Origin of the sequence: Bdellovibrio bacteriovorus (genome assembly GCF_041888015.1) — a bacterium.
Taxonomy (GTDB): Bacteria; Bdellovibrionota; Bdellovibrionia; order Bdellovibrionales; family Bdellovibrionaceae; genus Bdellovibrio.
Genome location: NZ_CP168968.1, coordinates 289,198 through 302,230, shown reverse-complemented (window position 1 = coordinate 302,230; position 13,033 = coordinate 289,198). Strand labels below are relative to the sequence as shown.

Sequence of the window (13,033 nt, the reverse complement as noted above, 5' to 3'; positions counted from 1 at the left end):
TCAAGTAGGATCTGCTTCCATCTCGGCCGGAGGCTGGGCCTCGGTCGGCAATCCTTTAACGGGAACGAACTTGGACGAGATCATCGCGTGAGCCTTGTCAGCAATCAAACCACGGTCATCTTCCGGGGTTGTATAGATCGGCTCAAGGAATTCGATCTCACCCTTCACGGATTTTAAAACAGCGGACTTCCACATCGAAGTCGCAAAAGGAATATCCCCATACCAACAAAGATGATCCCGCCACTTCAGCGAAAATTCCTCGCCGTTCACTTCGCGGAAATTGATCACCACAGGCTGAATCGGGACTCCGGCCTGAGCGGCCGCCATCATCAGGGTTTTCTTGAATGGCAAAACACGCTCTCCGTTGGTGGAGGTCGCCTCAGGATAAAGCACCACGCGGAAACCGGCACGCAGAGCACTTACGATGGACTTCATCTCTTCCAGAATTTTGGTGCGACTGCGGCGCTCAACATAGATACATCCGCCCATTTCAGTGAGAGTTCCCAGGAACGGCGTTTCTCGCATTTCATTGGAAGTCACAAATAGCATCGGCTGACAAGACGCCAGCATCAGAATATCCACAAAGCCCATGTGGTTGCTGACGATCAGGCACTTCTGATCTGCGGGCGGCTTGTTCACCACTTTCAGATCCAGATTAAAAACTTTCAAAATCAGACCGGAAAAGAATCTGGAATTGCTGGAAAAACGAATCAATCGTTTATGCGGGTCCCGCACCACCAGATGGCAGATAAAGGACCACACCATAAAGGTCAAAATGATGATAACAAAAACAGTAAGTTTTATGACTCCGCGGAGTCCAGCTTGAATCTCTTCCACAGGGTCCTATTTAAATCTTCCCTATGAAGAATGGTCAAGAAGTCAATGCACTGAAACTCACGGTCCCAGGCAGGTTCACCGCCGATATAGGCTCCCGCCTTCAGGTACGCCCGGCATAAAGGGGAAGAAGTTCCTCGGTCTGGGCTCTCTGAGTCTCCGTGAGAGGGCCTCGGACTTCTTCTAAAAAGTGATTCAACATCGGCATGGTGTATGCCAGGGTCGGACGCGTGCGCAAAGCCGGCACTATACGGCCTTCTTCCTCGAAATAGCGGGTCAATAAAGCCGCATCACGGGGATCATCCGTTTTCACCGTGGCACATCCGAAAAGCATTTTGGAATCCGAGGCCGCCATGTATTCAGCAATTCCTCTCCACAAAAGAGAAATCAAAACACCACGACGGAAATCCTTGTGAATACAAGCTCGCCCCAGCTCCAGCTTCACCCCCGGCTGCGCCAGAATTCCATTCATCATAAATTCTTGGGCTGAATAGAACTCCTCCGCGAAGAGAGAGCAGTTCAGACGATAGGTTCCGACAATTCGATTACTGCGTTTTTCCTTGATGATCAGATGGTCACAATCAAAATCAAATTCATCAACATCCACTCCGGTCGAAGCTGTCTTACCCTGCATTTCGCGATGAAAAACTTCATAGCGAAGAGTTAGTGCCTCTTTCAATTCCTCCACATCGGTCACGGTCTTGATTTCAAAAGGCCCCACCTCGGATTGAATATGAATCTTGGCTTTGAACTTATGGATGCGGTTCAAACGCAACTGATAGAAAGATTGCAGGTTCAACGAAACACGTTCCAGACTTGCATACGCTAGTGAGTTGATCATCAAGGCCCCTCCCCTTTAGGATCTGCTTCAGTGTAGCGGGGTTTCATTTTTGGAATTGTCAGAACTCCATCAGGATATTGTTGGCATTACCTTGAAGATCCGTGCTATGACCAGCTCATGGGTGAAGACATCTTTAAAAAAATCCTCAGTCCTTTGCAGCTGAACGATGAAGCTCAATCCTATCTGAAGGAGATCATTCAGAACCTGCCGCAGGACTTAGCACCAGATCGTCCCGGCTACTATTCTCATGAAACCAATGAAAAACTTTACACCGAAGCTGCAGAAAGACTGGCGCAACAATTGGCTGCCGTTTCGGGCACTATTGGATTTGCAGAGCTTCGCTCGGTATGGACGGATATTGTGGTGGACTATCACCGCAACAATAACTGGAACTACCCTGTGACGGATAAAAAACCTGAAAAAATCCTGACCCAGGAACAAAAGACCTTCCGCGAGATGTGGCCTTACATCTTGATCATGACCCTGGGGTTGCTGGTCTTGAAGACCAGCTTCTTCTACTTCGGAATGCACTCTGCCGCGGCCCCCAGCACCACCAACACTGTTATGCTGGTGGTGACTCTGGTGGTGTTTTTTGGTGCATTAGGATTCTTTATCTGGAGAAAAAACAAAAAGAACTAATCAAACAATCAGTGATGCCGCTTTGTTCAGGCGATCAAACAGGGATTCCCAACGCTCGCCCTGCTGATGGCCTTCGCGATAGAACAAGATACAGTCCTTGCCATGGGATGCTGATTCACGCAGATGTCCGTAAAGCTCCCGCGTGGCCAGCAAGGGGTCCGCTGCAAGCTTCAAAATTTCATAAGAATGAATGCCGCCCTTGGGTTTGATGATCTTGATGCTTTCGATTTCATCAGGAAGATCATTCATCTTGGTATTTACTTCCGCCAAAACACTTTCAGGGCTGCGCTTCGGATCCAGACACATGATCAATGGCACTGGCGGCATATAGTGATGTTTCATGTGACCCGGGGATTCTCTCTTATCCACCTGCTCAACAAACTCGTAAGCAAGGCCTTTGCTTTGCAAAACCTGTTCGAGGTCTGACTTTAGAATGTGCCCACGACGCAGAATTGACAGCATCACTTTGTCCGCCAAATGGCGAACCAATAACACTGTGGACTCAATACCGATTTCGCAATCGCCACCATCCACAACAAAAACATTTTCATTTTTGAATTCCACACGCACATGACTGGCTGAAGTCGGCGAAGTCCGGCCAAATTTATTCGCGCTTGGCGCTGCCAGCGGAACACCCACCTGCTGCAAAAGTTCCAGCGCCAACGGATGATTCGGCATACGAATGCCCACAGATTCCAGACCAGAAGTAATCATGGCATCCACGGAAGGGTCCCGCGGCAAAACCATCGTCAACGGTCCCGGCCAGAAGACTTCCGCCAATGCCTGAGAAGCCGGTCCCCAGAACGCCGTCACTTTCTTCGCCTGCTCAATCGAGGCCACATGCACGATCAAGGGATCAAAGAAGGGACGCTCTTTCGTCGTAAAGATCTTTTCAATGGCTGAGGGAATATCAATACGGGCTGCCAGCCCATAGACAGTTTCGGTAGGGAAGCCAATGACTCCCCCTTCTTCTAGAATCGTTTTTGCCTTAGCCAAGGCTTCGTTCGGCGTCATGGTCCTTTTGTACCATTACTTTTCTTCGCGGAGAATACTTAAAGCGCTTTCCCGGACAATATCCACACTGGCCAGGAACGAAATAAGCAAGCTCAGACCCGTGATGATCAACACCGACACCAGGGGCTGAACGAAAGACAGTCTGAAATCGCTTTCAAATATGAAAGTATTCAGCGCAAAGCTGACCAACACACTTAAAGCCGCCCCAAAGAACGAGGCAATAAATGCCAGGAATGCAAACTCCGTCAGAATGAAGCTGGCCACCTCGCCGCCGGAAGCCCCCAGGATCTTCAACATATTCAGCTCCCAACGACGCAGTTTGATCTGACTTCGCACAATTGAGAATAGAACAATGTATCCGGTGATCAGCGCCAATCCCGCCATCAGCTCCAGCGACCAGCTCATCTTTTCTGCGGTCTTTAAAACATCATCCACCGTGCGAACCACATCAATGATCGACACGTTGGAAAACTGTTTGGCTAGTGCATTTTGCAAGTCCACACGCTGCATTTCTGGCAGGAATGGAATCGCCGAAATCCAGGATTTCGGAGCTTCATTCAGAACACCATCCTGAACCAGGATGAAGAAATTCGGCTGGAAGCTGGTCCACTTTACTTTGCGCAAGTTGATGATTTCACCTTCAACTTCCACACCCTGAACATCAAAGACCAGCACATCGCCAAGTTTAAAGCCCATGCGCTCGGCGAAGCGGGTTTCCACGGAAAGTTCAGCTCGTTTTTGCTTGTCCGGATCAAACGGACCAGAGAACGGGCGACCCTTGGTCATAATTTCTGAATTCGACAGACCTTCGCGATAAGAAAGATTCATCCCACGGTTGCGGAAGCGGGCCTCGCGTTCTTCTTCGCGGGTTTTAAATCCTTCACTTTCGATCTTTCTTTCATAGTCCTGCCCATTGACCTTCAGAATACGCGCACGCACCAACGGGGATCTTGCCAGCGGTGTCACATTCTTTTCTTTCAAAACCTGATCAATACCCGGCCATTGTTCGTCCTGAATATCAAACATAAACAAGGACGGAATTTTGGATTTTCCTTCAAACTGGAATTCAGCCTGCAAAGAATTCTTCAACTGCGGCAGGATATTTATCAGCAAAGCTCCCATTCCCAGCGCCACAAAGACGGCAAGACTGGCCCCTGCCCGGCGTGACAGACTTAAGAAACTGAACTTAAGGAACCAGCGATGCAGTCCTTTGATCAAACCTGCCGCCTTGACCGTGACATACCCGATCAGCAGCAAAGCCAGCACCACCAAAATCATCGAGCCAATAAACAGACTTCCAATCTTCCAGGAATGCGCCTGATAGACTGCCAGGAAATAAAACAGCACCAGACAAGGCAGGAACGTCCAATAACGCCTTTGCCCCTCCCCAACGGAAAATTTTTCTTCGCTGAACAGTTTTGCCGCACGAAGATCAAAGATTTTCGTCAGGAATGGGATACTGACTACAAAGCTGCCAAATACGGCCATCAAAAGGCAAATCACAAAAGCTTCGCCCGTGATGGTCGGATGCAAATCAAATGGAGTGAAGCTTCCTAACAGTTTACTTAATAGTGGCAACACCAAAAGACTGAAAAGCATCGTCGGAATCGTTGCAATCAACCCCAGCATCGAAGCCTGCAAAATATAAACTCCGACGGCCTGCCCACTCTGCAGCCCCAGAGTTCTAAGAATCGCAATTTCCTTCATGCGCGTGGAAAGGAACAGGCGGTAAATATACGCAGCCCCCAAGGCTGACATGAAAAGCGCCACAATAGATACCAGCCCCAGATAGTCAGAAAGATAGCCCAACTGGCGACCGGAATCCTCACCCGCTGTCGCTGGCGTTTCCACATTGATCTGTGGATCCGTCAGCACATTGTAAAGACCATCCCGCACCTGAGCTTCCACCGCTCCTTGCGGCAGCAGGAATAAATGCGCTAAAGAAAACGTACTGCCATACTGAAGCAGACCCGACTGAGGCAACAACTCACGATTGATAAAAACACGCGGAGCCAGACTTGCCGCCCGGAAAGTCTGAGTTGCGTCCTTCTTAACCAGATCCGAAATCTGCAACTTCAATTGACCCAGTTGAATTTCATCTCCGGCATCCAATCCCAGTTGGGATTTCAGCTCGGGATAAATCCACGCCTTTTGCTCTTTCAGAATATCTTTGTTGTCACTGGTTGCGGTGATCTGTCGACCTGATTCCAGCTCCAGTTCCCCATAGAACGGATAGGCGCTATCAACAGCCTTCACCAGAACCAGACGCGAGCCCTTGACGGAACTCAGCATCGCAAAGAATTCGTAGATCTTGCCTTCTTTAGTCCCCGCAGGCAGGACTTCCCGCATCTTTGTCGTTTCATCTTCGGTCAGCTCTCGACGAGCGGCCACGGCCAGATCCGCCGACAAGATGGCTTTAGAGTTGGCTTGGATTTCCGTTTCCAATGCCTCATTGAAAGCTTGCAAGGACACAAAGCCCGTCAGCCCCAGACTTAAATTGAAAATAAAGAACAAGCCAAAGCGCCAACTGCGCAGAAGCTCTCGACATGCCAGTCTTAACAACATTACGCTTCCCTCAATTGACCTTCTTCAAGACGTAAAGTGCGTTCACACTTTTTCGCCAGAGCTTCACTGTGTGTCACCAGCAAGGTTGTAATCTTGTGTTTGCGAACGATATCAAAGAACACATCCATGACCTTGTCACCCGTGTGCGTATCCAGATTTCCACTGGGCTCATCCGCCAAAAGAATTTTGGGTTTTACCACCAAGGCCCGGGCGATCGCCACACGCTGACATTCCCCGCCGCTGAGCTGACTTGGGAAGTGAGTCAGGCGATGCCCCAATCCCAACTCACGCAAAGCCTCCTCAGCTCGTTCACGCGGGTTTTCCATTTTCAGAATCTCCAACGCCAGCATCACGTTTTCCAAAGCTGTTAAGTGCGCAATCAAATGATACTGCTGGAAAACAACAGCGATGTTCTGCGCACGGAACAAGGTCATCTGCTGCTCTGTCATCGGGGTCAGGTTGATATTATCCACAAGGATTTCCCCACGATCTGCGCGCTCCAGACCGGCAAGAATCGAAAGCAGTGTGGATTTACCACTTCCCGACTGACCAACGACGGAAACCACCTGGCCGGGCTCAATAGTGACGTTCAGGCCTTTAAGCACCTGGATCTCGGCTTCACCTTGGTGAAAACCTTTACGGACATCTTTCAGGATCAAGCTCACAGGGCCCCCTTCAAAGCTGTAAAAACATTGTCAGCGATAATTTTATGGCCTTCTTCATTTGGATGAATTCCATCGGCCAGATTGTATTTAGGATTTCCCGCCACCTTATCCAAAATGAACGGAATAAAAGTGACTTTGTATTTCTTTGCCAAAGTCTCATACATTTTTTTGAACTGATCCGTATAGGCTTTGCCATAGTTCGGTGGCATATAAAGACCACCCAAAATCACTTGCACTTTTTGCCCTTGAGCATATTCAATTGCCTGGGCCAGATGTTTTTCACTGTCTTCGATCTTAAGACCACGCAGTCCATCGTTGGCTCCCAACGCCAGGATCACCGCATCGGGTTTGGATTTAAACACCCATTTCATGCGGCTGATACCAGACGCCGTCGTCGACCCACTGACCCCGGCATTAATGACCGTCCATTCCTTTTTGCCAGCTTCGTGCAGCTTTTTTTCAAGCACAGCGGGGAAGGCCGCATCTTTAGCCACACCATAACCTTCGGTGAGCGAATCACCCAAGACGATTAGTTTTTTTTGAGCAAATGATAGGGAGCTAAAAGCAAAGATAAGGAGAAATAAAAAAGGTCTCATAGGGTTCCTATGAGACCTTAGTTTTTAAGACAATGACAAGTCCAGCTTCGTCAAAGTATGGGCTACTTAGCGAGGGCCACCACGACCGCCACCGAAGCCGCCGCCACGTGGACCACCAGCATTGCGTCCGCCACCACCGAAACCACCACGACGAGGACCGCCCTCACGAGGAGCTTGAGGACGAGCCTCAGACACATTGATAGGACGGCCATTCAATTCAATGCCGTTTCCTCTTTCAATTGCTTGATCAGCAGCAGAGTCTTCAGCCATTTCCACAAAGCCGAAGCCTTTAGAACGACCCGTTTCTCTGTCCATGATAACCTTTGCTGAATCAACCGCACCGAATTGTGCGAAGTGCTGGTGAAGTGCCTCATCGTCTACAGAGTAAGGCAAATTTCCGACGTAAAGTTTCTTAGCCACAAAGACCTCCTATAATGGTTGGGCTGTTATACCCGAGGAAGCCTTCGAACAAGATAAAATCGAGTTACTCACACGGGGACCTTAACTATCAATAACGCTAGCATAGCCCAAAAAACGTGCAAGACCAATTTTAAGCGCGCATATTATTAAATTGTAAGGGAACTGGGAAGTTTCCACCCCGTACCAGGCTGATGCACTCTTGAAGCTCATCAATACTTTTTGACGACACCTTCAATTTATCATCTGCGACTTGCGGTTGAACCTTAAGCTTGGAATCTTTAATCAATTTAATGATATCTTTCGCCACCTCGCGGTCAATTCCCTGCACCAAAGTGACCTTTTGACGAAGCATTCTTCCACCTGCTTCTTCAATCTTTTCAAACTTGATCGCTTTAATATCAATCCCACGACGATGTAGTTTTGTCTGAAGGATGCTGGCCATAGCGCCGACTTTGTAGTCGTCTTCCGCCGTCAGTGTGACTTCTTTTTTGTCCCACAGAACTTCAGCCTTACTGCCTTTAAAATCATAGCGCGCTTCGATTTCCTTGCGCGCCTGATTGATGGCGTTGTCCACTTCCTGAATGTCGATTTCAGATACGATATCAAAAGATGGCATAACGTTTTCCTCTATCTAAAAAATCAATTAGTGGTGGTGACCAGCGTCCCCGTGCAAACCATGCGGGTGACCGTGTTGAATTTCTTCTGCAGTGGCTTCACGAACCAAAACCATTTCGATAGCGAATTCAAGATCCTGACCAGCCAATGGGTGGTTACCATCCAAAGTTACAGATTCATCAGTGATTTTAGTGACGCGAACGATGTGCGCACCTTGACCCAATTCCAAACGAAGGTGAGCGCCTACTTCCAACTGTGGAAGGTGTGCAAGCTCTTGCTTAGGAACATCCATGTACATGTTGTCCTTCACTTCACCGTAAGCGTCTTTGGCAGCAAGCTTAACAGTTTTTTTATCGCCTTCTTTCAGGTCTTTAATTTCTTCTTCCAATTTAGGAATGATCTGGCCCGCACCTTCAAGGAATGGAAGTGGCTGACTCTTCTCAGAAGCATCCAACACATTGCCGTCAGGCCCTTTTAGAACGTAATTAAATGCCAAGACTCTTTTCATTTTTAGGCCTCCTGTAGCGCTAATGCCCGAGGGTATCCCATTTTGGGCCCCCTCAGGCAACCGAAAAGACCCAGTTCTTTTGAATATTTAACGAGGGACTTGAAATTGAGACGCAGAGCTAGATATAATCATATTTAGGACCAATTTCTGAATGAGATCTGGTCTCGCACCTGAGGGGGGAAAGCATGATGCACGTGTCCTCGCTGAGGTCCTTATTGCTCAACTCTAGTTACGAACCCATGCGGGTTGTAAGTTGGCAAAAGGCCTTGGTTTTGTGGTTTCAGGGTAAGGTAGAAATACTTGAGTTTCATTCAGCGTTTGCCCGGTCGGTCCACCGGAGGTTTCAGTTGCCCAGTGTCTTGCGGCTGAAAACCTATGTCCGGCCACGGGCCGTCGCCGCCGTCCGATTCTGCCGAGAAAATGTTTATATCCGCGATAATTACACCTGCCAGTACTGCGGCACCAAACTCGCCGCCAAACAGCTCACTCTTGATCACGTCGTCCCCGCTTCTCACAACGGCCCCAAAAACTGGACCAATGTTGTCTCCGCCTGCCGAGACTGCAATCAGAAAAAAGCCAATCGAACCCCCCGCACTGCCAATATGCCTTTACTGAATGAGCCTCGTGCTCCATCATGGCTGCCGACACTGGAACTGGAAATCGGCGAAGATCACATTCCACCGGATTGGACGCCTTACTTACGACTGAGCACAGGATGACATTCGAGTACGAAATCAAACGCATTAAAACCACCGACACTCTTCCGATTCGCAAACGAGTTTTAAAACCTTTTCTTTCCGAAGAAGAATGCATCAATCCTGGTGATGACCTGATCACGACCCATCACTATGGACTCTTTCATGCCGACAAACTGATTTCCGTCGCGACCTTCATCCAGGAATCACATCCAGCTTTTAGCTCCGGCTTCCCATATCGACTTCGTGGTATGGCCACCGACGACAATTATCGCGGTCATGGCATCGGACAAAAGCTTGTACGATTTGCCGTCGAAGACCTGAAGCAACGCCGCTGTGATCTGGTGTGGTTCAACGCACGCATCAAGGCGTTTCCATTTTATGAAAGACTCGGTTTTTCATTCTATGGAGACCTGTTCGACATCAAGGACATCGGCCCCCATAAAGTCATGTACAAGCATCTGATTCCCCGTTAATCTTCCTGTAGGACTTAAATGATCTTAAGTCCTCGTTTTGTCAGGAGGATTCCCGTGAATAAGGACGTTCACAACAAGCTGACTTCAGCTCTTACCACTATCATCAGCGAAACCAACGGGATCTCTCTTTCCGACACCATCGATCTGTTGATTTCTTCAAAACTTAAAAACGAAAGCACTGAAGCTTATCAACTGGTGGTTGAGTTTCGCGAACTGCTAAATAGCTTTCAAATCAACCAGGTCACGATCTCTTCTTTACTGAAACACCCACTATCAGCGGCGCTGTTTGAATTCTTCAAGCACTTTCCATTGAAATATCACGAAGAACATATTCACCTGACCGGCGCCATTACAGCGGAGTTTATCTATCCCCGTCTGAAGAAACTTTTGGAAGGCCCGGACAAAGCCATCTATGAACAAAAAATCACTGAGGTGTACGGCGACAAGGCCTTGCCAATTCGCTCTGTCGAAGACGTGGATCGACTGATTCGCCTGCAGGAAAACGAAGGCTTTTCACGCTATCTGAAAATTCTGTATCTTCCGAAGTTGATTTTTATCAACCGCGAAGTCCACAAGGAAGCCGCCTATTCCATGGCGGAAGAACTTTATTACAAATTCAACGTCGGTCGCGTTCGTCTGAAGTTTTCGCTATCTCGCTCAACCGCGAGCTCCTCGGAACAGATTCCCGGCATCGACAATGTAACCTCCGAAGACGTTGTACTGGGACTTTATGACGGCTTCCGCGCTTTCCAGGAAAAACATCCGAACTTTGACTTCATCCTGTCGCCGTCTTTCAGAAAAGAAGCCAATCACTTTGACTCTGAGAAATTTGAAACTCGCCAAGAACACTTTATGGCGCAGATCAACGAGATCGTGGACATGGTCGACAAGTATCCGTTCCTGGAACGCCATTTGCGCGATGTCGACACTGTCGGCGACGAGCGCGATCTTTATCGCAAAGAGCACTTTAATGAAATGCAGTCCGGATTCCGCAAGCTGCAATATCGTGGCTTCAAAATACGTTCGCACCACGGCGAGACTTGGCACACTTTGAAAAAAGGTATCCAAGCGGTCGACAATGCCATGAACATCTGGCACATCGATACGCTGGAACACGGAATCAGTTTGGGGATCAATCCCAATAAGTACTTCCACCGAATCTATCAGGATATTTTAGAGAAAAATCAACAAGGACAAGCCATCACAGAAAAAGATCCTCTGTTCCGCGAGCTGAACGAATTGGATTGGGGCTTCAACCGCCATGTCCTTGAAAAGCTTCTGAAGGGAACCAAGCTGACAACAGAAGAAGACATTCTTTTTGTCAAAGCCAAGTTCCACACAGCCCGGGAAGTTGAGCATTATCAGCACGACGTTTTAAACCGCATGATCCAAAAAGGTGTCACCCTGGTATCCCTGCCTTCTTCGAATAACAAGCTGACCGGCAAGTTTGAAGATTACAAAGACCACCCGTTCTCGTGGTGGGAGAAAAAAGGCGTTCAACTGGGCGTCGGCACTGACAATCACGTGACACTGAACACCAACTTCATCTATGAAATGTTAATCCTTCTTTACACGGATGCCGTGAACTTGAAGATCACAAAACTTTTGATGGTGACGACGGGCGAAACCCGCCGCCCTTACATCAGCCACCTTCTTTGGAAGATGAGAAAGCAACTTGGAAAGACAGCACAGAAATGACAACTGTTAAAAAATCACGACGCCTGAGCTGGATGGATACCATCCGCTCTCTTGCCCGACCGAAGGTTTCCATCATGTTGGCCTTGGGTTTTTCTTCCGGCCTTCCGTTCATGCTTGTGGGAAATACACTCGGCTACTGGTTGCGCGAAAGCGGCATTGCCTTGGCGACCATCGGCTTCCTGTCGTGGGTGGGTCTAGCTTACTCCCTGAAGTTTCTCTGGGCTCCGCTTATTGACAAAATGGATGCTCCGCTGGTTGGTGCCTGGCTGGGTCGGCGCCGCGGTTGGATGATCATTTCGCAAATTCTTGTCGGGCTATGCCTCTTGGGCATGTCGTACATCAAGCCTGAAGGCGGACTGATGCTCTTTACCTTGCTGGCCGCGATCGCCGCCTTTGCTTCAGCCACTCAGGATATTGTGGTGGATGCCTGGAGGATTGAGGTTTCCGATGCCAGTGAAGATATGGCGCTCTTGTCATCGTCTTATCAGTTGGGATATCGGGCGTCCTTGCTGGTTACCGATGCCCTGATTTTGATTTTGGCTGGCGCTATTGGCTGGTCGGTTTCTTACTCGGCCATGGGCGCATTGATGGCCGTCGGGATTGTCGCCACTTTATTTGCAGCAGAACCCAAAAGAGGCCCGGCCGTAGCCGACGTCGCACCACTATGGAGTGCGCGCGGTTTGTTCGATGCAGTTGCAGGTCCTTTCATTTCCTTCTTCAAACAACACGGTCACAGAGCTCTTCTAATTCTGGCGGCTGTGTGCCTGTATCGCCTTTCCGATTTCGTTATGGGTCCGATGGCCAATCCGTTCTATGCAGACTTGGGTCTGACCAAAGAAACCGTGGGTGCCGTTCGTGGCTCTGTCGGACTGATTGCTTCTGTTGTGGGTGTTGCTGCAGCCGGTCTGACAGCAGTTCGCTTCGGGTTTATCTCAACGCTTTTGATTGGCGCGGTGATTGGGCCCGCCTCTAACTTGGGATTCTCAGTTCTGGCGATGGTAGGACCTAGCACTGAAGTTTTCACTGGCGCGATGATCGTGGACAACTTTGCCACAGGCTTTGCCGGAACGGCCTTGGTTGGCTATATGTCCAGCCTGACAACGTTGGGATATACGGCCACACAATACGCCCTGCTAAGTTCGTTCTATGCTTTGTTAGGAAAAGTTTTAAAAGGATTCTCGGGCTTTGTGGTTCAGAAGCTTTCTGAAACCCACGCGTTGCTGGAATCTTATGCCATCTTCTTCCTGGGGACAGCCTTGATCGGTATTCCTGCTTTACTTCTTTGTATTCTGTTGGTTCGAAGCAACACCAAACTTCCAAGTGCTTCAAAGCAATAAACGAAAAGGCCCCGCTGGGGCCTTTTTAGTTTCCAAGATGCAACAATGTTGTTTTTCCAACACCACTTTCGCCTTGGATTGGAAAGACAATGCTTCAGAGCCCAAGTTACTTCGCAGCATTGACAAAGGT

General features: G+C 48.9%; 14 protein-coding genes. 5 read left to right on the top strand and 9 right to left on the bottom strand.

Features of this window, described 5'->3' with window-relative positions; genetic code table 11:
• Both ACES2G_RS01550 and ACES2G_RS01545 read right to left on the bottom strand, forming a co-directional pair.
• Positions 1-837: a lysophospholipid acyltransferase family protein gene (locus tag ACES2G_RS01550; protein ID WP_347356815.1), complete on the bottom strand. Its 837-nt coding sequence runs from the start codon at positions 835-837 to the stop codon at positions 1-3.
• Positions 838-937: 100 nt separating this feature from the next.
• A complete protein-coding gene (locus ACES2G_RS01545) occupies positions 938-1,675 on the bottom strand; it encodes a GNAT family N-acetyltransferase (protein WP_374001106.1) in 738 nt (245 codons plus the stop codon).
• 117 nt (positions 1,676-1,792) lie between these two features.
• Here ACES2G_RS01545 and ACES2G_RS01540 point away from each other — a divergent pair, with 117 nt between their 5' ends.
• Positions 1,793-2,314 carry a hypothetical protein gene (locus ACES2G_RS01540; protein WP_347356810.1) on the top strand — a complete coding sequence of 174 codons (522 nt, stop codon included), beginning with the start codon at positions 1,793-1,795 and terminating at the stop codon, positions 2,312-2,314.
• Here the strand turns inward: ACES2G_RS01540 and ACES2G_RS01535 are convergent, their stop codons facing one another.
• From ACES2G_RS01535 to ACES2G_RS01505, 7 genes are all read right to left on the bottom strand, one after another.
• Complete coding sequence (locus tag ACES2G_RS01535; protein WP_374001105.1) at positions 2,315-3,328, bottom strand: L-threonylcarbamoyladenylate synthase; 1,014 nt, start codon at positions 3,326-3,328, stop codon at positions 2,315-2,317.
• 15 nt (positions 3,329-3,343) lie between these two features.
• Positions 3,344-5,893: an FtsX-like permease family protein gene (locus tag ACES2G_RS01530; protein ID WP_347356806.1), complete on the bottom strand. Its 2,550-nt coding sequence runs from the start codon at positions 5,891-5,893 to the stop codon at positions 3,344-3,346.
• Positions 5,893-6,558, bottom strand: coding sequence for an ABC transporter ATP-binding protein (locus ACES2G_RS01525; protein WP_347356804.1), 666 nt, complete (start codon positions 6,556-6,558; stop codon positions 5,893-5,895). Before ACES2G_RS01525 ends, ACES2G_RS01530 begins: the two co-directional genes overlap by 1 nt.
• Positions 6,555-7,052: an arylesterase gene (locus ACES2G_RS01520; RefSeq protein WP_374001104.1), complete on the bottom strand. Its 498-nt coding sequence runs from the start codon at positions 7,050-7,052 to the stop codon at positions 6,555-6,557. The genes ACES2G_RS01525 and ACES2G_RS01520 overlap by 4 nt, the downstream gene beginning before the upstream one ends.
• A 168-nt stretch (positions 7,053-7,220) precedes the next feature.
• Positions 7,221-7,574, bottom strand: a complete 354-nt coding sequence (locus tag ACES2G_RS01515) for an RNA-binding protein (protein WP_347356800.1) — start codon at positions 7,572-7,574, stop codon at positions 7,221-7,223.
• A gap of 130 nt (positions 7,575-7,704) precedes the next feature.
• Positions 7,705-8,190, bottom strand: coding sequence for a YajQ family cyclic di-GMP-binding protein (locus tag ACES2G_RS01510; protein WP_262554589.1), 486 nt, complete (start codon positions 8,188-8,190; stop codon positions 7,705-7,707).
• Between the two features lie 27 nt (positions 8,191-8,217).
• On the bottom strand, positions 8,218-8,697 hold the full coding sequence (locus tag ACES2G_RS01505; protein ID WP_374001103.1) for a peptidylprolyl isomerase: 480 nt from the start codon (positions 8,695-8,697) through the stop codon (positions 8,218-8,220).
• A 185-nt stretch (positions 8,698-8,882) separates the two neighbouring features.
• Between ACES2G_RS01505 and ACES2G_RS01500 the strand changes: the two genes are divergently transcribed.
• From ACES2G_RS01500 to ACES2G_RS01485, 4 genes are read left to right on the top strand one after another with little or no spacing between them, the layout of a single operon-like run.
• Positions 8,883-9,416, top strand: a complete 534-nt coding sequence (locus tag ACES2G_RS01500; RefSeq protein WP_374001102.1) for an HNH endonuclease — start codon at positions 8,883-8,885, stop codon at positions 9,414-9,416.
• Positions 9,413-9,868: a GNAT family N-acetyltransferase gene (locus ACES2G_RS01495; RefSeq protein WP_347356793.1), complete on the top strand. Its 456-nt coding sequence runs from the start codon at positions 9,413-9,415 to the stop codon at positions 9,866-9,868. The genes ACES2G_RS01500 and ACES2G_RS01495 overlap by 4 nt, the downstream gene beginning before the upstream one ends.
• A 54-nt stretch (positions 9,869-9,922) precedes the next feature.
• Positions 9,923-11,566, top strand: coding sequence for a hypothetical protein (locus tag ACES2G_RS01490; RefSeq protein ID WP_347356791.1), 1,644 nt, complete (start codon positions 9,923-9,925; stop codon positions 11,564-11,566).
• A complete protein-coding gene (locus ACES2G_RS01485) occupies positions 11,563-12,903 on the top strand; it encodes an MFS transporter (RefSeq protein ID WP_347356789.1) in 1,341 nt (446 codons plus the stop codon). Before ACES2G_RS01490 ends, ACES2G_RS01485 begins: the two co-directional genes overlap by 4 nt.
• Positions 12,904-13,033 lie beyond the last annotated feature (130 nt).

Bases quoted from the DNA above. Each gene is read 5' to 3' on its own strand.
- ACES2G_RS01540 (WP_347356810.1), top strand. From the start codon at position 1,793: ATGGGTGAAGACATCTTTAAAAAAATCCTCAGTCCTTTGCAGCTGAAC.
- ACES2G_RS01505 (WP_374001103.1), bottom strand. From the start codon at position 8,697: ATGAAAAGAGTCTTGGCATTTAATTACGTTCTAAAAGGGCCTGACGGC.
- ACES2G_RS01485 (WP_347356789.1), top strand. From the start codon at position 11,563: ATGACAACTGTTAAAAAATCACGACGCCTGAGCTGGATGGATACCATC.
- ACES2G_RS01545 (WP_374001106.1), bottom strand. From the start codon at position 1,675: ATGATCAACTCACTAGCGTATGCAAGTCTGGAACGTGTTTCGTTGAAC.
- ACES2G_RS01535 (WP_374001105.1), bottom strand. From the start codon at position 3,328: ATGACGCCGAACGAAGCCTTGGCTAAGGCAAAAACGATTCTAGAAGAA.
- ACES2G_RS01495 (WP_347356793.1), top strand. From the start codon at position 9,413: ATGACATTCGAGTACGAAATCAAACGCATTAAAACCACCGACACTCTT.
- ACES2G_RS01500 (WP_374001102.1), top strand. From the start codon at position 8,883: ATGATGCACGTGTCCTCGCTGAGGTCCTTATTGCTCAACTCTAGTTAC.
- ACES2G_RS01510 (WP_262554589.1), bottom strand. From the start codon at position 8,190: ATGCCATCTTTTGATATCGTATCTGAAATCGACATTCAGGAAGTGGAC.
- ACES2G_RS01530 (WP_347356806.1), bottom strand. From the start codon at position 5,893: ATGTTGTTAAGACTGGCATGTCGAGAGCTTCTGCGCAGTTGGCGCTTT.